Below are 18,746 nucleotides of genomic sequence, written 5' to 3' on the forward strand. Positions count from 1 at the left end.
GGTTTGCGACTGCTGCGCAGCCGAGCGGGAGCAAGCTCCCTCGCCACAGGGGACGGTGTTGCCCTAGTAATCCCCACGCTTGCGAAACGCCCAGCGCCCGGCAATCACGGTAAACGTCGCCACCAGCGCCACCAATATCCAGAAGCCCTCGGGATCCGTCGACAGCGGCACACCCCCCACGTTCATCCCGAAGAAGCCGGCGATGATGTTGATCGGCAGCGCCAGCACCGTCACCACGGTCAGGGTGAACAGTGTGCGGTTGCTCTGTTCGTTGAGGTTGGCGGCGATCTCTTCCTGGAGCAGTTTGATCCGCTCGCCCAAGGCAGTGAGGTCGTTGATGATCAGTGCGAACTCCTCGGTGGATTTGCGCAGCTCCTTGACATCCTCCTTCTGCAGCCACGGCGGCGGCCGGTTGAGCAGGCGCAGCAAGGAGCCCGGCTCCAGCGCCAACAGCCGTTGCAGGCGCACCAGCACCCGGCGGTTGGCGCCGAGTTCGGCGCGGTTGGTCGACAGCCGTGAGGAGAGCAATTCGTCCTCGACCTGATCGACGCTCATGCTGGTCTTGCGCACGATCTGCGTCAGCACTTCGCCCTGATCACGCAGCAGGTGCACCAGCAGCTCCGACGGCGAACGAAAGCATTCACCGGCCTTCACCGACGAGCGCAATTTGTCCACCGAGTGCAGCGGTTGCAGGCGTGCGCTGACGATCAGTTTGCTGCGCACGCAGACCCACAGAGTCGACACGTCCGAGGAAACCATGCTGCTGAGGTTGAACACCACGTCGTTGACCACCGCCAGCAAGGCCGAGTCAACGTGTTCGATGCGCGTCGAGCGCGAACCTTCGTGCAGCGCCTCGAAAAACTCTTCAGGCAATTGCAGATGACTTTTCATCCAGCGCTCGCACGCGGCGTGGGCCAGGTTCAGGTGCAGCCAGAGAAATTCATCAGTGTCGCTGTCGTCTTGCAGACAACGCAGGGCGGTCGCCGAATCGACTTCGCGGCCACGTTCACCGGGACGAAAACGGAAGCCGTAAAGCAGACCGAACAAATCAGGATCGCGATGACTGAGGTCGAGGCTGTGGTTCATGGAGGCTCGCTGCGAGGAGGGCGTCTGGCGCGGAGTTTTCAGATTCACCTGAGCCGGATCATCGCAATGTCACATGACGTTTGTGTGACAGCAAAATGACGTCAAATCAGCGGCTTACCGGCGGTCGGATTTTCTTCAAGAAGCGCTCTGGTACGCCGATCACGCTTAGGTTACGTTGCGCGCGCTTGGCCATGAGCCAAGGCGCGCCGACACGGATGTCCGGCAAAATTCCACGCCTTACCGGGCGTGCCTCATCCCTGTCCTTGAGTATCTTGCGATGCTGCAAAAATCCCTGAGAGCGCAAATTCTCGCCCTGCTGAGCGGCAGCCTGCTGGCGATGCTGTTGATCGCACTGGCCTGCTTTCACTACCTGTCCAACGGCGTGCAGAACTACAGCCAGTTGATCGCCGGCCCGTTGCATACCTCGCAGTTGATCGACGAGGCCAACCTGCAATTCAAGGTACAGGTGCAGGAGTGGAAAAACGTCTTGCTGCGCGGCAAGCAACCGGCGGACCTGGGCAAATACTGGAGCCAGTTCGAAGATCGTCAGCGCGATGTGCAAAACATTCTCGGTGAACTGGCCGGCCAGAAAGGCCTTGAGCCGGCGCTGAAAAGCCGCATCGAACGCCTGCGTGACGAACATCGTCAACTCGGCGCCGCGTACCAGAAAGGGCGCGATGCCTACGTGGCGGCTGGTGGTGATCCAACGGCTGGCGACAACGCCGTCAAAGGCGTGGACCGTGCCACCAGCGATCAGATGAGCGAACTGGTCGCCGAGCTGCGCAAGCAGGGTACCGAACAGTCGGCGCAGATCAGCGCCAGTGCTGACAGCACCGTGCTGCTGGGCATTGTGGTGATGCTCGGCTCGGGCCTGTTGATCGGTTTGCTGAGCCTGTGGCTGGTCAACCGCAACCTGATCGATCCGATCCGCAAGCTGATCGATTACGTCACTCAATTGAGCCGTGGGCGCCTCGCCGAGCGGGTCGCCAACGACCGTCAGGACGAACTGGGCAACCTGGCCGCCGCGGCCAATACCCTGCGTGATTTCCTCGCCGAAACCTTCACTCATCTGCAACGCAGCGCCAGTGATCTGGACAGCGCCAGCGGCGAACTGAATGCCATTGCCACGACCATGGCCGGCGGCACCAACGAGCAGTTCAACCGCACCGATCAGGTGGCCACGGCGATGAACGAAATGTCCGCCACCGCCCAGGAAGTCGCCCGCCATGCGGCGGATGCGGCGCGCGCTGCCGACGATGCCGATCAGTCCGCCCAGCAGGGTGAAAAGGTCATGCAGGGCACCATCCACACCATCACCAAGATGCGTGGCGAGATTGCCAACACCGCTGAAGTGATTCGTCGTCTGGAAAGCGACAGCGGCCGCATCGGCAAAGTGCTGGAAGTGATCCGCGGCATCGCCGAACAGACCAACCTGCTGGCGCTCAACGCGGCGATTGAAGCGGCGCGGGCTGGTGAAGCCGGGCGCGGTTTCGCGGTGGTCGCCGACGAGGTGCGCAATCTCGCTCAGCGCACCGCAGAGTCGATCATCGAGATCAACCAGATCATTCAGAACGTGCAGACCGGTGCCGTGGACGCCGCGCAAGCGATCGAAAGCGGTCAGGCGCGCAGCGATGAAAGCGTCGAGCAAGTGACCCAGGCCGGTGCGATGCTGGAGCGCATCACCCACGCGGTGGAAGCGATCCGCGACATGAACCGCCAGATCGCCACCGCCGCCGAAGAGCAGACCTCGGTGGCCGAAGACATCTCGCGCAACCTGACCGAGATCACCTCGATCGCCAGTACCAACCTCAACAGCGTGCAGCGCACCGAAAGCGCCAGCCAGAACCTGCACGGCCTGTCCGGGCAACTCAATGAAGTCACCGCGCGCCTGAGCGCCTGACGTCCGCCGACGTGTACCGGTTCGGTTACCGAGTCGGTACACAGTCGATCTCAAATCCCTGCGACTGCCGCCGATGGCCGGTTATCTAAAACCGGCATTGGAGCCATCCCATGGTCAGCATCACCTCTGTTTCGATCAATCAGACCGTCAGCACCGCCACCAGCAAAACCAAAATCAGCGACGCCAGTGACGACACCTCGACCACTGCAACCAGCAGTGCAGGTGCCAGCGCCGACACCAGCAAAGTGACGGCCGGCGGTGGCGCGGCTCCGGCAGGCGACAGCAGTTCCAGCAGCAGCGATGAATCGGATTCGGTGAAAGAACTGCGCAAGCAGATCGCCGAGTTGCAAAAGCAATTGCAGGAACAACAGCAGGCATTGCAAGCGGCTCAGGCCAAGCAGGAAGACGCTGATGCCAAAGCGGCTGACGTGGCCTCCGCCGAGTCGCAAATCTCCAGCACTTCGGCTTCGTTGCAGACGGCCACGGCGGCGTTGTTGCAGGCGTTGCAGGAGTCCGGGTCGAGCAGCTCGGGGTCGTTGGTCAGCACTTCGGCCTGACAACTTCGGAGCACTGCAGAACCAATGTGGGAGCGAGCTTGCTCGCGAAAGCGGTGTGCCAGTCGACTCATGTGTGGCAGACACAACAGCTTCGCGAGCAAGCTCGCTCCCACAGGGATCCAAGGTGTGCTTTTCAGGCTGTGGGCAGGCTGAAGGTGAACAATGTGCCGCTCTGTGCGGTGGACGCCACATGCAAATACCCGCCATGGGACTGGGCGATCTGGCTGGCGATGTACAGCCCCAGACCGAGCCCGGCCTGGGGCGCGCTGCCGGCCGGGCGCGAGTAAGGCTGGAACAGGTGCGGCAGGATCGCCTCGGGAATGTGCCCCTGATTCTTCACCCCCAGCATCAACGCGCCGTGCTCGACTTGCGCGATGACCTCAATGTCACCCGCCGGGTCGCCATGGGCCACGGCATTGGCCAGCAGGTTCGACAGCAGTTGAGCAATTCTCGCGCGGTCACAGGGCAAGCCCTGCAAGTCACCGATGGACGCATGAATCGTACGCTGCGGATGCACATTGCGAATCTCCGTCACCACCTGTTGCACGGCTTCGGTCAAATCCGCGCAGGGCTGGATATCCACCGGAATGCCTTTGCCCAATCGCCCGCGAGCGAAGTCGAGCACATCATCCACCAACCGCGTTGCCCTTTGCGCACTGCCAAGGATATTGCGTAGCCGCACTTCGATGGCCGGATCCGGATGCTTGCGCAGAAGCATTTCGGCGCCAGCGCTGATGGCGAACAACGGGTTGCGCAAATCGTGGCCGAGAACGGCGATGAATTGTTCGCGCAACTCGGCGGTTTCGCGCTCCTGCAACAACGCGGTTTCGGTGCGCTGCGCGTTTTCCTCGGCTTCGATCTGCAACGCGAGCATCCGCGCGAACGACTCCATGGTGCTCTGGATGCTGCTCGACTTGAGTTGTGCCGGGTTCGGATCGAGCGCGCAGATCGTGCCGAAAAACCGCCCGTCAGTGCGGAACACCGGCACCGAGATATAGCTCTCGAACTTGTACAGGCGCGGGGTGTGATGATCGCGGTAGAGCGGGTCTTCGCTGGCCTTGTCGATCACCACTGAGACATGCGACTGACGGATTTCGTGGCACAGGGTGGTGACCAGATCCAGCTCGCCACCGACCTGCAGGCCGAAATCCAGCTGATCGAGGACGGCGCAGGCTGTCCACGAATCCTCGTTGACCCGTGCCACGGCGGCAAAGCGCAGGCCGGTCAGTTCGCGGATCACCTGAAGGATCGCCGGAACCGCGCTGATCCGTCCGATTGTCGCGATGTCTGCTGCCGCTGTCTGCCCCATGCCCATCGTTCTCGGCTGCAATCGTTATCTGATGGTCGCCATACTAGCGGTCTGATGGCGGTTTTGGCATCCCTTCAGGCTGCATCCGCGTGATTCGCCGGGCAACGGACGCAAAAAAGCCGCACGATCGCTGATCGTGCGGCTTTGCGTTGGCGGTGTATCAGGTGTCTTGCTTGTTGCTCAGCACCTTGCCGGTGGTGGCATCGAAGTCGACGTCGAACTCTTTGCCATCAGCGGTTTTCAGCTCGACTTCGTACTCGTAACCGTTGAAGTGGTTATCCAGATCGGTGTCGGTGATGGTCGCACCCGGGTGCAGTTTCAGCGCCTCGGCGTTCATCGATTCCAGCGACTTGATCTTGCCTTCCTTCACCAGTTGCGGGATCTGGTCGACGCGTACATCGGCCTGAGCCAGGCCAGCGGTGAGGGTCAGGGCAGCAGCGGTAAACAGGGCAGTCAAAGTTTTCATCGGGTCATTCCTTGGGTTGTTCGTTGAAGTGGGCTCAGGTTAACCACCGCAACTTAATTCACCCTTAAAACCCCCGAATACAAAACGGGCAAACCATGCCCGACACAAAACCTGTGGGAGCGTGGCTCGCCCGCGATGAAGGCGCCCCGGTTTTGGAGATCAGAACCCGTTGTTCTTCAACACCTGATCCACACTGGCACTGGCCGGACGCTTGTAGAACTTCAACAGTTCGCTGGCGCGGTTGGTGAAGATGCCATCAACGCCAGCCGCCATGACTTTCTCGAAGTCCACCGGCTCATCGACGGTATAGACGTGCACCAGCATGCCCTGATCGTGGGTGTACTGGTTCATCCACGGTTGCACCAGATCCGAATAGCTCTGGTCGCCACCCTTGGTCAGCTTCGCCGAAGGACCGGTGCCGATGGCGCCGTGAGCCTTGGCGAAATCCACCCACTGCTTGAGTTCGGCGTCGGACTTCGGTTCCTGCTTGCCGTAGAACACGTTCTTGTCCTTCTCGCCGGACTCGGCAAAGGTCACCTTCGATTTCGGCTCGATGCTGCCTTCGCCGACCCACAGCAACAGGATCTTCGGCACTTGCGGCATTTCCTTCTGCAGCAGTTCGAGGCTGTTTTTCTCGAAGGTCTGCAGGATCACCTTGCCTTTGCCCTGGCCGACGCCCAGCTCGCTTTTGGCCAGTTTCGAACCCGCCGGGCTCAGCCAGCCGCGATCCTGCAGCTTCGCTTTGAGGTCATGCTCGATGCCCGGAAACAGCTGCGGCTCTTTGGTTTCGATGTACAGGCCTGGCTTGTGTTTCGGGTTGGCCTGGGCGATGTCGATGATTTCGTCGAGGGTGAGGATTTTCAGCCCGGCGTAGGATGGACGCGCGCGATCCGGGTAGGCCTTGTTGTACCAGCTGCCGGCGTCGAGGGTTTTCAGTTCGGCCATTGTGAAGGCGTTGGCCGGGCTGTCCTTGCGCTCCGGGAATTTGGTCGCGACGTCGGTGGTGCGTTGCAGGTTGTTGTCGTGCAGGGCGAACAACACGCCGTCCTTGCTGCGCTGCAAGTCCATTTCCAGGTAGTCGGCGCCGAGATCGCGGGCCAGTTTGTAGGAAGCGGCGGTGGATTCCGGTGCGTCGAAGGATGCGCCACGGTGCGCGATCACCGCCGGGTGCGGGATGCCGTGGGCGGCGGCCAGCGCGTCGATGTCCGTCTGGGCGGCGTGGGCCTGACCGAGACCGAGCATCAGGCTCAGCAGGAGGGCGCTTTTGGTGAAAGTGGCGGGCATGTTCGAGTTCCTTTCGCAGGGCATTTTCAAAGACGTACCTTTTAACAACTGAATCGATTGCGTGCTATCGCCAGACCGACATAAACGTATTAAAAGCGATTTTTCCTGCACTTTTGTGGCACGGTTTGCAGTACGCTTGCCCGTGGCAGATGCCCCGGCAGAGGGCGTGCCGATTCCGTTGCCCTGCGTGTAAACCATCGATGATTTTTCGTGAGGTTTACCATGCGCATCACTTCCCAACTCATCTGTCAGGCCGCCGATGACCTCAAGGGTTTTGTCGGCCTCAACCGCAAGACCGGCCAGTACATCGTGCGATTCAGCGAAGATTCGTTCGGCATGGACGTGGCCGATGACGGCATTATTCCCACCAGCGAATTTGTCTGGGCGCCAGCGACGTCGCAGACCATGACGCTTAAACGCGAGTTGATTCAGTTGCTGCTGGATCAGAACATCGATGAGCGGATCAACATCACCGAGCCGTTGCGGGTGTACATGAGCAAGGTTGAGGTGCCGGAGATTGTGGCGGTGCGCAGTCTGGTGAAGGGCTGAAGTTTTTGTATTGACGCTACTGGCCTCTTCGCGGGCAAGCCACGCTCCCACAGGTTTTGCGTTGTTCTGAAGATCACGCTGTACCTGTGGGAGCAAGGTTGAGGTGCCGGAGATTGTGGCGGTGCGCAGTCTGGTGCGGGGCTGAGGTTTTTGTATTGACGCTACTGGCCTCTTCGCGGGCAAGCCACGCTCCCACAGGTTTTGCGTTGTTCTGAAGATCACGCTGTACCTGTGGGAGCTGGCTTGCCAGCGATGAGGCCGGTGGGAACGCCATCAAGCTCACTGCCCAAACCGATACTCCCGCTCCACCCGACACACCCGGGTCTGAAACTTCGAATACCACTGTGCCCGCCCACGCGCCTGAATCACCCGGTGTTCGGGATGCTCGCGCCAGGCTAGAATCGCCGCCTCGCTCTCCCAGTACGAAATGGTGATCCCCACCCCGTCTTCCCCGCGAATCGAATCAATGCCGAGAAACCCCGGTTGCTGGCTGACCAGCTCCATCATGCGCTCGGAGGCCGCGGCATAACCGTTGTCACCCTCGGTGCGGGTCGAGGTGAAAATCACCGCAAAGCAAGGCTCGTTCGGCTTCATGGGCGTTGCTCCGCACACGCATCGACAAATGCTCGCACCAGCGGCGGAACCTGGCCCTTGAGCGCCGCGCGTTCCGGTTGAAACAGCGTGGCGACAAAAAACACATGGTCGGTCAACTCGATGGCGCGCAAGTCGCCCGCCGAATCGTGCCCCACGGCGCGTAGCTGATGAGTCAGCAATTCTTGTTCGAACTGCGGATTCACCCCGAATCGGCAGCGATAGCCTTCATGAATCTCGGACGTTTCGTACGCTTTGGCGATCAACGAGCCTGCGACCAGATGAATGCTGTCCACCGCCTCCACCAGTGAACAGGTCAGTGGCGCGAGCACGGCTCGCGGTGAATCCGGTGATGTTTCGCCATGCTCGGCATCGGCCCAGCCCAGCACATTGCGGGAAAACTCCAGCACCGCATGCTGAAAACCACCGCAGGTGCCGAGGAAAGGACGCTGTTGTTCGCGGGCAAAACGGATGGCCCTGAGTGCACCGGCTTCGCTTTTGTAGGGGCTGGCCGGGACGCACCAGAAACCGTCGAAGTGATCCAACGCGGTGTCGGCGAGAATCTGCTCGGTGGGCAGCCACTGAAATTGCACATTGCGCCCGGACTGCTCGGCGATCATCCCGAGTGCGAGGGGAATCGCCTGGTGGGCGGTGACTTGCGGGTCGTAGTCGCCGATCAGGGCGATGGAAATGGCGTCCATGGGATTTCCTTGATTTGAGTGAGTGAACCTCTGTGGAGAGGGGATTTATCCCCGACGGGGCGCGAAGTGGCCTTTAAACAAGGCCTGCTGCGCAGTCCATCGGGGATGAATCCCCTCACTACAGTGAGGGTGTGCAGTTGTCGATCACCGGGGCTCACTATAGATTGGCGTTCACGCACTCAATATTGGCGTTTTCCCAAGTGATCAATGCAGCGACGCACTATCGGCTCGACTACCCGGATCTGGCGCTGATCCTCGCGTTGGTGCGCGGCGGCTCTCTGGCTCGGGCTTCGCAGCTGCTCAGAGTAGACGTGTCGACGGTGTTTCGCGCGGTACGGCGTCTGGAGTCAGCGCTCGGTCAGCAATTGTTCGAAAAGAGCCGCGCCGGTTACCTGCCGACCACCCTCGCGCAGACTCTGGCCGAGCAAGCCGAACGCGCCGAGCAGGCACTGGAAGCGGCGCGGATCGGAGTCGAGCAGGGCGGGGAAGTGGTCAGCGGCACGGTGCGCCTGACCTGTACCGATTCGGTGCTGCAAGGGCTGCTGTTGCCGGCGCTGACGCAGTTCATGCCGAACTATCCGGCGCTGACAATTGAACTGAGCACCTCCAACGATTTCGCCAACCTCAGCCGCCGCGACGCCGACATCGCCCTGCGCCTGACGCGTACACCGCCGGAGCATCTGGTCGGACGGCAACTGGCGAAGATTTCCTACCGGGTCTGCGCCAGCGCGCGTTATCTGCAAACCGTCGATGCATCGGATTTGGCGGCGCTGACCTGGATCGCTCCGGACGAGTTTCTGCCGGATCATCCGACCGTTGCCTGGCGGCGCCAGCAGTTGCCTGGCGTGACCCCGAGTTATCGCTGCAACAGCATGCTGTCGGTGACCGAACTGGTGCGCGGTGGACTCGGCGTGGCAGCGTTGCCGGACTTTCTGATCACTGAAGGTTTGCAGGCCCTCAGCGAACCGTTGCACGGCTACGACACCGCGCTGTGGTTGCTGACCCGCCCGGATTGCCGGGCATTGCGCTCGGTGGTCACTCTGTTCGATGAGTTGGGGCGGGCGCTGCGGTTGCCGTGATCAGCGTTGCGGGTTCTGGCAGATGTGCGCATGCAGTTCGCGGGTCAGGCCTTCGATGCGTTCAGTCAGGCTCTTGGTCATTTCGGTGAGCTGGGTGTTCTGCTCCAGCAGCTCCAGCAATTGTGCGGTGGTGTTCGCCGCTTGCGCCTGACGCTCGGTGTTGGCCGTCGCCAATGCTTCACGGTGTTGCGCATCGGCGTCCGCTTGCGCCTTGTCCCGTGCGGCCTGCCGGGTTTGTGCCAGCAGGATCAACGGCGCGGCGTAGGCCGATTGCAGGCTGAACGCGAGGTTGAGCAGGATGAACGGGTACACGTCGAAAGTGGTGATGCCCGTCACGTTGAGTACAACCCATAACAGCACGATCAGGGTTTGCGCGCCGAGAAACGCCGGCGTGCCGAAGAACCGCGCAAAGGCCTCGGCACGCAGGGCGAACTTGTCGTCGCCGAAAGTGGTGTTGAGGTGGGCGTGGGGGCGGTGAAAGCGCAGATGGTCGACAGGGGCGGTGGTGGGCGTTTCGGGTTTTTCTGTGGTCATGATGGGCTCGGCAGGCTTCAGGGGCTTTGGGTCACTATAGCCTTGTGCTGAGGCTGACGGCCCCTTCGCGGGCAAGCCCGCTCCCACAGGTTCTGGGTTGATCACAGGTTAGATGATCGACTCGATCATTGTGGGAGCGGGCTTGCCCGCGAAAGCCGCGACGCGGTCTTTTAGCCCGGCACCCGTTCATTGGCAAACATGCTCCCACATTGGAACGCATTTCCCTGTGGGAGCGGGCTTGCCCGCGAAAGCCGCGACGCGGTCCCTCAGCCCGGCGCCCGTTCATTGGCAAACATGCTCACCGCCTGTACCGCTTCACTGGCGCCATCGCGGATCTGCAGAATCACGCTGCCGGCCTGGTCCGCCAGTTCAACGCCTTGCGCCGCCCGCCCGCGGGTGCCTTCCATGCTCTTGATCGCCTGCCGGGTTTCGCTCTGGATCAAACCGATCATGTTGGAAATCTCCGCCGTCGAGCCACTGGTGCGCGCCGCCAGTTGCCGCACTTCGTCCGCTACCACCGCGAACCCGCGACCCTGGTCACCGGCGCGCGCCGCTTCAATCGCCGCGTTGAGCGCCAGCAGATTGGTCTGGTCGGCAATCGCGCGGATGGTGTTGACGATCTCGGTGATCTGCTCCGAACGCTCGCCAAGTTGCGCGATCAGCGTTGATGACTGCGCGATATCGTCAGCGATTTCACGCATCTCGCTGGCCGCCTGCTGGATCACCTGAGTGCCTTGCTCGGCGACTTTCCGGGTTTCCACCGAGATGTGATAAGCGGCGCTGGCGCTGCGCGCATCGTGCTCGTGCTGCTCGACGCGGGCGGTGACGTCCGTGGCAAATTTCACCACCTTGCACAAGCGCCCGGCGGCGTCATACACCGGGTTGTAGTTGGCCTCCAGCCACACACTCTGGCCGCGCTTGTCGACACGTTCGAACTGGCCCTGGAACAACTCACCCTGATTCAACCGGCGCCAGAAATCCTCGTAGGCGCTGCTGTTGACCAGTTCCGCGCGGCAGAACAAACGGTGATGTTTACCCTTGAGTTCAGCGAGCGTGTAACCCATGCGCGTCAGAAAATTCTGGTTGGCCGTAAGAATACTGCCGTCGATGTCGAATTCGATCACCGCCATCGCTCGGTCGATCGCCTGCAGCTTGGCATTGGCCTCGCTTTCCTGCTGGACTTTGGTCGTCACGTCCATCGCGAACTTGACCACTTTGACCACGCGCCCCGACGCATCCTTGATCGGGTTGTAGTTGGCTTCCAGCCAGACCGGCTGGCCCTGGCTGTTGATCCGCTCGAAGGTACCGGACTGGAACTGGCCGTTTTTCAGGCGCGACCACAGTTCGGTGTATTGCGCGCTGCGGCCAAACTCCGGGGTGCAGAACAAGCGATGAGGCTGGCCGATCACCTGCTCGGCGCGGTAACCCATGGTTTTGAGGAAGTTGTCATTGGCCTTTAACACCACGCCTTCAAGATCGAACTCGATCACCGCCATGGAGCGATTGATCGCTTCAAGCAGGCCGTTCTGTTCGGTGATGGTGTGTTGAAGGTCGTTGAGTTCGGACTGGTGGCGTTTGAAAAACATAGGGGCAGTACCTGGAAGTAGGGAAAGACGAGGTTTGTGTCCCTGTTTCCGCGCTGGCAGAGCAAATGCCGGGTTGGCATTGGTCATTGACTGCAAAGTGCCAGCATCCAGGCTGACGAGCAGATCTTATACAAACTGATTTAAGTTGTACAAGAAATTGCGAATCAACATGTTTGCAGTTTTTTCAAGACTGAGAGGAGGCGCGTCTTCTTAACCCGGATTGCTCAGCGCCACACTGATGGTGTTGCGCCCCGTGTGTTTGGCGGTGTACAGCGCTTTGTCGGCGTCATCCAGCCAGGCAACCGCGTCGCTATACGACGGCTGAAACCGGGCCAGACCAATACTCAGGCTGACGCGCAGCGCTGGCACATCCGGGTGCCGGTATTGGTCCAGCGCCTGACGCAATCGTTCCATTTGCGCCTCGGCTTTATTGAGTGGCTGATCGGGCAGGATCAGGCAAAACTCGTCGCCGCCATAACGTCCGGCCCGTTCACCTTCGGCCAGCAGCCCGTTGAGTGCCTGGCTCAGCTCACGCAGCACGGCGTCGCCAACGAGGTGCCCGTATTATCGTTGATGGTCTTGAAGTGATCGATGTCGATCAGCGCCAGAATATCCTGGGTGTGGTGTTGCCGGCACAGCATGAAATGCGTGTACAGCAGATCCTTCCAGGCGCCGTGATTGAGCAACCCGGTGAGGCTGTCGGTGCGGCTCAGGTCCCTGAGCGCACGTTTGTGTCGTGCAAGTTTGATCGCCAGTTGGTAACAGACCATGCCCAGGGCCAAGGGGTACAAGGTCAGCATCGGCAGACAGGCCCAGACTTGGATCTGCGTCATCGTCAGGCTGAACTTGAAGCCGAACAGTAACCAGCCCAGCAACACGCCGGCGATTTGGGCCAGAGCACCCAGCAGGAACAGACGTCGTCCACCGGCGGCGACATTGTTCATGGTCATCATCGACAGGATGGTCACGGTGGTCAGCGGGTTGAACTGAAAACACGCGGTCCAGAAACCGCCGCACAACGAGTCGTACAACAGGTTGCGGCGTTCGGCGTGGTAGGGGAAGGTCGAGCGGGTTGAAACCTGATAGGCCAGATGCGGCCAGAGAAAACCGTTGAACACCAGCAGCGCCCAGAGCCAGGTCGGCATGTGCAACGGATACAGCGCGGCCGCGACGCTGAAAAAGCCGACGCCCAGACCGATGGTCCTTGGCAGATAAATGCGTCTGGCGAATGACAGGCCCTTGCCGCGTTGGTTTTCCATGATGTCCTGCGCCAGATTCATCCTGAAATACTTTTAAGTGTTTATTCAGGTTGACCGTTCGTCGGTAAATTGTCGGACATTGTCATTTATTCCACCGGGAATAATCAGTGTCCTTTCGAGCCATTTAATCGTGGTGGGCACAGGAGAGGAGCGGTCTAGAGCTGGTATCGCGCCAGGAACATCTCCAGTGCCGACTCGGCCACAGCTTTCTGCGTGTCCGCATCCAGTGGTGGCAGGCCCATGGAAATCTGCGGCCAGAACCCGAACGATTTCAACAGACCCTGCATCTGTTGCGCGGCGAATTCCGCCTCCACGGCTTTCAGTCGACCATCCGCCTGAGCGGCGCGAATCCACACCGTCAGGCCTTCTTCCCGCTCGCCCATGCGCGCCACCATGTCCTGCGCGCGTTCCGGGGAATGGATGGTGGCGGCAATCGCCACCCGGGCCAGTCCGAGAAAGTTGTCATCGGCCATCATCTGCAGTTTAGCCAGCAACATGGGCAGCAGTTGCTCGCGCAGCGGCTGATCCGCGCGATAGGACACGGTTTGCTCGTCGGTGATGCGTGCCCAGAGTTGGTTGAGAATTTCGGCGAACAGCTCTTCCTTGCTGGGGAAGTGGTTGTACACCGTGCGCTTCGACACCCCGGCGGTGGCTGCGATCTTGTCCATGCTGGTGATCTCGAAACCGTTGGCCCGGAACTCGGCAATCGCCGCCTGAATAATGGCTTCGCGTTTGCGGTCGGTGAGGCGCTTTGGAGCTGTCATAAGTACGCTTCGGCAGAGAAAGAGTGGAATTACACTTGGCAGTTTACTTGTCATCGAGTTTCATGCAACCTAGAAACTACACCGCCCAGTGTAATGTTGCGTTAATCCGCGCAACCTAAAAACCAGACAGTTCGGCTGATGCGTGCGTGCCTTGGCCATTTATCGTCCCACCGTAAAAAACCGTGAATTGCGCGGTTTTTCTGGAGTCTCTCAGTCATGGCCAATCCAGATTTTTCTGCGGATCAAACTTCCACGCCTGAAGCCTCTCGCCAGGATCAAGGGCTATTTCGCAACCATGCGCCGGTGCAACGCGAAGGCCTGCGCAAGATGCTGCGGATCATGTGGAACATGATCTTCCACAAGCCGCGCAACACCCGACCGGCCGCCGCGATCCCGGTGCAACCGCTGACTCGTGAAGACCTGCTGGCCGCGCCCAACCACAGTGTCTACCGCCTCGGTCATTCAACCCTGTTGCTGAAAATGCGCGACAAATTCTGGATCACCGACCCGGTCTTCGCCGAGCGCGCCTCGCCGGTGCAATGGGCCGGTCCGAAACGCTTTCACCAGCCGCCGATCAGCATCGACCAGTTGCCACCGATCGAAGCGGTGATCCTGTCGCACAATCACTACGACCACCTCGATCACCAGGCAGTGCTGAAACTCGCGGCCAAGACCAACTACTTCCTGACCCCGCTGGGCGTCGGCGACACCCTGATCAAGTGGGGCATCGAAGCCAGCAAAGTCCGCCAGTACGACTGGTGGCAGGGCACCGAAATCGCCGGCATCCGCTTCGTTGCCACCCCGTCGCAGCACTTTTCCGGCCGAGGCCTGTTCGACGGCAACAGCACCTTGTGGGCTTCGTGGGTGATGATCGATGGCGACACGCGAATTTTCTTCAGTGGCGACAGCGGCTACTTCGACGGTTTCAAACGCATCGGCGAACAGTACGGCCCTTTCGACCTGACCCTGATGGAAACCGGTGCCTACAACGTCGAATGGCCACACGTGCATATGCAACCCGAAGAAACCCTGCAAGCGCACCTCGACCTCAAGGGCCGTTGGCTGTTTCCGATCCACAACGGCACCTTCGACCTGGCGATGCACGCCTGGCATGAACCGTTTGATCGGATTCTGGCGCTGGCGTGGGAACGCAGTGTTTCGATCACCACGCCACGAATGGGCGAGGCGTTTAACCTGATGCAGCCGCAGCGGGGGCACACGTGGTGGCTGAATATGGAGCAAGATGTGTCGGAAAACGCCCCAATTGCTGGTAGCGGCTACAAGTCAGGATGACTTTTCCTACTGTCGGTAGTCCAGCTAGCTGACAGCTCTTTCCTATGTCCTCGGTAGGCTTGGTCGCGAGTGAATGAGTCACTCGTGATGAGCCTAAACAAGGACGATGTACATGAAAAACTTCTTTAAACGTCGCGTGAATACGCTGACGAAATCCATATTGGTCGCACTGGCAGCGACAGGTGCCGCTGCCACCGCCCATTCGGCAGCCGATCTTCATTACGCCAGCGTCAGTGAACTCAGCAAAATGATGGCCGACAATAAGCTCACTGCTGTTGAACTGGTTGAACACTTCCACCAGCGAATTGCCGAGCTGGACAAGCAAGGCCCTGCTATCCACGCCATCATCGAACTGAATTCACAAGCCATCGAAATGGCTACCGCGCTGGATAACGAGCGTAACGAGGGACAGTCGCGTGGTCCGTTGCATGGTATTCCGGTACTGCTCAAAGACAATTTTGATACCGCCGACAGCCTGCAAACCAGTGCCGGCTCCTTGGCCATGGTCGGTCAGCCGGCAGCCAACGATGCCTTTGTGGTTAAACAGCTGCGGGATGCCGGCGCGATTATTCTGGGTAAAGCCAACATGAGCGAATGGGCTTATGTGCGGGAGATGGGGTTGCCCCATGGTTGGAGCGGACGTGGTGGGCAAGGGAAAAATCCACACGCATTGAGCGAGGAAATCTGCGGTTCCAGTTCGGGGTCGGCCGCTGCCGTGGCGGCCGGTTTCGCGCCGATCTCCTTGGGCACGGAAACCAACGGTTCGATCACTTGCCCGGCATCGGCCAATGGTGTGGTTGGCGTCAAGCCCACCTTGGGTCTGTTCAGTCGAAGCGGGGTGGTGCCAATCACCCGTCTGCAAGACACCCCTGGTACTTTGACACGTACTGTCCGCGATGCGGCAATGATGTTCAACGTGTTGCAAGGCATGGATGCTGCGGACTCCGCGACATCGGCCGCCCCGACAGGAATCGACTACACGGCGTTACTGGCAAACGATGCCCTGCAAGGCAAGCGTATCGGTTATCCCGCCGCTTACGAGGGGACGGGCGGCGTGGTCCTGACTCCTGGAGTGGAGTTTCAAAAGGCAATGGCCACACTCGAGAAACAAGGTGCGACGCTCGTGCCAGTGACCGTTCGTTTACCTGATATCGATAATTTCGTACCCGGTCTGATGGGTGCGATGAAATACGAATTGCCTGAATATCTCGTCAGCCGTTCCGGCCTGCCGATCCAGTCGCTGCAGGACCTGATCGACTTCAATCAGCTCAATCCCGGCCAGGAGGGCTATGGGCAGGCCACGCTCGAAGCGATGCATGCGCTGGACATGACTCACGAACAGGCCAGCGCTTTGATCTTGGCCATCAGTAAAAACTTCAAGGACGCCATCGACGAGCAACTGCGGGAGCACAACCTCGACGCCATGGTTGCCGAAGCGGATGGTTACTCGCAATTTTCTGCCGCAGTGGCGGGTTACCCGGCGGTAACCCTGCCATCGGGCATGGGCGATAACGGCATACCCACGTCTGTGTTCTTTTTCGGCGAACCATGGAGCGAGCCGCAACTGTTCGCTATGGCCTACAGCTATGAACAAGCCTCGGCCGAACTGCGGCACCCTGCGTTCAAGTAATCATTGCACCTAAGCAAAATCCCCACGCTCTACAACGTTCTGCTGCATGGCCTGGGGATTCAATTTGCGACCCGGCGCAAACCCGGGAAAAAATACCAGCCCCTGCGCCTCGAACCGGTAAGCCAGCGCCAGCCGCGCCGCATCCGCCACGTCCTGCTGCGCTTCAAACCGCTGAATATCGTCCACCGCAACCTGCGCCTCGCGCGACAGCTGTTCCACGCTCCAGCCCAGCATCGCTCGGGCCTGGACGCAGTGCGTCGGGGTGAACTGGAAAAGGGCAATGCGTTCGAGGATGTGGTTCATCGCAAGAGAGGCCATGGTGTGCTCCGGGCTCAAGAGTGCTGATTGAAAATGTACTGTGTTTTTGTACAGTTGTTTTCGGCCGGGATCAAACGCATTTTTTGATTTGCCCTAGTTCGCCGCCTCCAACCAGACGGACGGTGCCTGTCCGAGGATGCGCCGGAACATCGTCGAGAACGACGCCGGGCTCTCATAACCGAAATCCAGGGCGATCCGCGTCACCGCCTCACCGGCGGCCAACCGCGCCAGCGCCAGCACCACGCAGGCCTGTTGCCGCCACTGGCTGAAGCTCAACCCGGTCTGCTGCCGAAACAATCTGTTGAAGGTGCGCAAGCTTATGTGCAACTGCTCGGCCCAGTGTTGTGGCGACTGGTGGGCGTTGGGTTGATCCAGAAAGTTCTGACACAAAGCCAAGAGCTTTCCGTCAGTCGGCAGCGGAATGTGCAAGGGCAGGGGCGCACTGCGCGCCAGTTCATGCAGCAGCAAGTCAACCAATACGCCGTCGCGTCCTTCGAGGTCATAAGTCAGCGGCACTTCCACCGCTTCCATCAACAAGTGCCGCATCAACGGCGAAACGCTGATCACCTGGCAGCGCTGGCCCAAGTCCACCGCCCCCGGCTCGATGTACAGACTGCGCGTGCTCACCCCAAGCATCAGCACCTCATGCGCCACTCCCGGCGGAATCCACACCGCCCGTTGTGGCGGCACCACCCAGTTGCCGTCATGGGTGCGGACCTGCATCACCCCGGTCGCGCCGTACAACAATTGCGCCCGCCGGTGTGTATGAAACGGCAACAGATGGCCGTGGGAATAATCCGTACCGATCGCCACCACCGGGCGCGGCGTGTCATCCAGCAGGTTGATCGAAACATTGCGCATCGAGCGTTTCCCAGTAGTTGGCGTAAATGCAAACATTATTGGCTGAGTTGCTGAAGCAGGCCAAGCCGCGTCGCTCTATCGTAGACCGCTCCACCACCGGAAGACGCGCCATGTTCTACCTACTGCTGACTATCTTCGGCTGCCTGACCGGCATCACCGCCGTGCTCTTTGGTTTCGGCGGCGGCTTCGTCGTCGTGCCGCTGCTCTACCGCATGCTCAGCGCCAGCCATGGCGCCGACGACCCCATCGGCCAATCGGCCATGCACATTGCCGTCGCCACCTCGACCTGCGTGATGATCGTCAACGCCCTGATCGCCACCGGCAAACACCGCCGCGCCGGCAACCTGATCCGCCATTACCTGTGGCCGCTCGGCGGCTTCATCGCCCTGGGCGCGATCATCGGCGCGATCGCTGCGGTGTGGGTCAGCGGCGAGGTCATCCGCTACGCCTTCGTCGCCTACCTCGGCGTGACCATCATCGACTGCTTGCTCAGACGCGGCTTCCTCACCCGCAACGAAGGCGTCATCCCACGCCGATTGGATCGCAAGGAAACATCCGCCGGCGGTGTAGGCATCGGCGCCATCGCCACGTTCCTCGGCGTAGGAGGAAGCGTTATGACCGTGCCGCTGTTGCGCCGCTGCGGGTTGAGCATGTCCCAGGCCACGTCCATGGCGAACCCGCTGAGCGTGCCGGTGGCCGTGGCCGGGACGCTGACCTACATGGCGCTGGCCGGTTTCAGCGAGACGGATCTGGGCGCATGGTTTGTCGGGTATGTGGATTTGCTGGCGTTTGCAGTGCTGACGCTGGGGTCGTTGGTCGGGATTCGGTTGGCCACGCCGTGGATCGGGCGGATACCGGATCGGGTGCATGCTTGGGTGTACATCGCACTGCTGATCATCGTGATGCTGGGCATGCTGCTCAAGTAGAGCCTCGATTCCTGCACGCATCCTCTGCATACTTCGCAGCCTCATTCATTCAG

The 18,746-nt window shown here is 60.3% G+C and carries 18 protein-coding genes and 3 pseudogenes; 8 read left to right on the forward strand and 13 right to left on the reverse strand.

Going from position 1 to position 18,746, the window contains the following annotated elements:
- Positions 1 to 63: 63 nt before the first annotated feature.
- A complete protein-coding gene (locus ACU680_RS02615) occupies positions 64 to 1,086 on the reverse strand; it encodes a transporter (RefSeq protein WP_108591520.1) in 1,023 nt (340 codons plus the stop codon).
- 856 nt (positions 1,087 to 1,942) lie between these two features.
- On the opposite strand from ACU680_RS02615, the pseudogene ACU680_RS02620 reads away from it, so the two are divergent.
- The 3 genes and pseudogenes from ACU680_RS02620 to ACU680_RS02630 all read left to right on the forward strand — a co-directional run.
- Positions 1,943 to 2,053 (forward strand): annotated as a pseudogene (locus ACU680_RS02620) (hypothetical protein); the annotation flags it as partial.
- A 228-nt stretch (positions 2,054 to 2,281) separates the two neighbouring features.
- Positions 2,282 to 2,986: a methyl-accepting chemotaxis protein gene (locus ACU680_RS02625; protein ID WP_410477716.1), complete on the forward strand. Its 705-nt coding sequence runs from the start codon at positions 2,282 to 2,284 to the stop codon at positions 2,984 to 2,986.
- A gap of 110 nt (positions 2,987 to 3,096) precedes the next feature.
- Positions 3,097 to 3,543: a hypothetical protein gene (locus tag ACU680_RS02630; protein ID WP_448178575.1), complete on the forward strand. Its 447-nt coding sequence runs from the start codon at positions 3,097 to 3,099 to the stop codon at positions 3,541 to 3,543.
- Positions 3,544 to 3,676: 133 nt separating this feature from the next.
- Here the strand turns inward: ACU680_RS02630 and ACU680_RS02635 are convergent, their stop codons facing one another.
- The 3 genes from ACU680_RS02635 to ACU680_RS02645 form a co-directional block, all read right to left on the reverse strand.
- A complete protein-coding gene (locus ACU680_RS02635) occupies positions 3,677 to 4,852 on the reverse strand; it encodes a GAF domain-containing sensor histidine kinase (protein WP_448178576.1) in 1,176 nt (391 codons plus the stop codon).
- Between the two features lie 160 nt (positions 4,853 to 5,012).
- Positions 5,013 to 5,318, reverse strand: a complete 306-nt coding sequence (locus tag ACU680_RS02640; RefSeq protein WP_007963131.1) for a PepSY domain-containing protein — start codon at positions 5,316 to 5,318, stop codon at positions 5,013 to 5,015.
- A gap of 159 nt (positions 5,319 to 5,477) precedes the next feature.
- Positions 5,478 to 6,602, reverse strand: coding sequence for a glycerophosphodiester phosphodiesterase (locus ACU680_RS02645; RefSeq protein ID WP_448178577.1), 1,125 nt, complete (start codon positions 6,600 to 6,602; stop codon positions 5,478 to 5,480).
- 222 nt (positions 6,603 to 6,824) lie between these two features.
- Between ACU680_RS02645 and ACU680_RS02650 the strand changes: the two genes are divergently transcribed.
- Complete coding sequence (locus ACU680_RS02650) at positions 6,825 to 7,151, forward strand: DUF2025 family protein (protein ID WP_367085454.1); 327 nt, start codon at positions 6,825 to 6,827, stop codon at positions 7,149 to 7,151.
- A 279-nt stretch (positions 7,152 to 7,430) separates the two neighbouring features.
- Here ACU680_RS02650 and ACU680_RS02655 read toward each other — a convergent pair whose 3' ends face one another.
- Complete coding sequence (locus ACU680_RS02655) at positions 7,431 to 7,745, reverse strand: antibiotic biosynthesis monooxygenase family protein (RefSeq protein ID WP_448178578.1); 315 nt, start codon at positions 7,743 to 7,745, stop codon at positions 7,431 to 7,433.
- On the reverse strand, positions 7,742 to 8,443 hold the full coding sequence (locus ACU680_RS02660; RefSeq protein ID WP_448178579.1) for a CTP synthase C-terminal region-related (seleno)protein: 702 nt from the start codon (positions 8,441 to 8,443) through the stop codon (positions 7,742 to 7,744). The genes ACU680_RS02655 and ACU680_RS02660 overlap by 4 nt, the downstream gene beginning before the upstream one ends.
- Positions 8,444 to 8,580: 137 nt before the next feature.
- On the opposite strand from ACU680_RS02660, the gene ACU680_RS02665 reads away from it, so the two are divergent.
- Positions 8,581 to 9,522, forward strand: coding sequence for a LysR family transcriptional regulator (locus ACU680_RS02665; RefSeq protein WP_448178716.1), 942 nt, complete (start codon positions 8,581 to 8,583; stop codon positions 9,520 to 9,522).
- On the opposite strand, the gene ACU680_RS02670 is transcribed toward ACU680_RS02665, so the two are convergent.
- From ACU680_RS02670 to ACU680_RS02690, 5 genes and pseudogenes are all read right to left on the reverse strand, one after another.
- Entirely contained in the window at positions 9,523 to 10,056 is a 534-nt protein-coding gene (locus ACU680_RS02670; RefSeq protein WP_367085451.1) for a DUF1003 domain-containing protein, read from the reverse strand.
- A gap of 266 nt (positions 10,057 to 10,322) precedes the next feature.
- Positions 10,323 to 10,817, reverse strand: a complete 495-nt coding sequence (locus ACU680_RS02675; RefSeq protein ID WP_448178717.1) for a methyl-accepting chemotaxis protein — start codon at positions 10,815 to 10,817, stop codon at positions 10,323 to 10,325.
- Between the two features lie 51 nt (positions 10,818 to 10,868).
- Positions 10,869 to 11,729: pseudogene (locus ACU680_RS02680) on the reverse strand (PAS domain-containing protein); the annotation flags it as partial.
- 123 nt (positions 11,730 to 11,852) lie between these two features.
- A pseudogene (locus ACU680_RS02685) lies at positions 11,853 to 12,901 on the reverse strand (diguanylate cyclase).
- A gap of 155 nt (positions 12,902 to 13,056) precedes the next feature.
- Positions 13,057 to 13,665: a TetR/AcrR family transcriptional regulator gene (locus tag ACU680_RS02690; protein ID WP_448178580.1), complete on the reverse strand. Its 609-nt coding sequence runs from the start codon at positions 13,663 to 13,665 to the stop codon at positions 13,057 to 13,059.
- A gap of 216 nt (positions 13,666 to 13,881) precedes the next feature.
- On the opposite strand from ACU680_RS02690, the gene ACU680_RS02695 reads away from it, so the two are divergent.
- Positions 13,882 to 14,958 (forward strand): MBL fold metallo-hydrolase, encoded by a 1,077-nt coding sequence (locus tag ACU680_RS02695; RefSeq protein ID WP_448178581.1) that lies wholly within the window; start codon positions 13,882 to 13,884, stop codon positions 14,956 to 14,958.
- Between the two features lie 112 nt (positions 14,959 to 15,070).
- Positions 15,071 to 16,588 carry an amidase family protein gene (locus ACU680_RS02700; RefSeq protein ID WP_448178582.1) on the forward strand — a complete coding sequence of 506 codons (1,518 nt, stop codon included), beginning with the start codon at positions 15,071 to 15,073 and terminating at the stop codon, positions 16,586 to 16,588.
- Between the two features lie 9 nt (positions 16,589 to 16,597).
- On the opposite strand, the gene ACU680_RS02705 is transcribed toward ACU680_RS02700, so the two are convergent.
- Entirely contained in the window at positions 16,598 to 16,906 is a 309-nt protein-coding gene (locus ACU680_RS02705; RefSeq protein ID WP_448178583.1) for a helix-turn-helix domain-containing protein, read from the reverse strand.
- Between the two features lie 93 nt (positions 16,907 to 16,999).
- Entirely contained in the window at positions 17,000 to 17,767 is a 768-nt protein-coding gene (locus tag ACU680_RS02710) for an AraC family transcriptional regulator (RefSeq protein WP_448178584.1), read from the reverse strand.
- A 110-nt stretch (positions 17,768 to 17,877) separates the two neighbouring features.
- Here ACU680_RS02710 and ACU680_RS02715 point away from each other — a divergent pair, with 110 nt between their 5' ends.
- Complete coding sequence (locus tag ACU680_RS02715) at positions 17,878 to 18,693, forward strand: sulfite exporter TauE/SafE family protein (RefSeq protein WP_448178585.1); 816 nt, start codon at positions 17,878 to 17,880, stop codon at positions 18,691 to 18,693.
- Positions 18,694 to 18,746: the final 53 nt, after the last annotated feature.

The organism is Pseudomonas sp. LF020, from assembly GCF_053456425.1.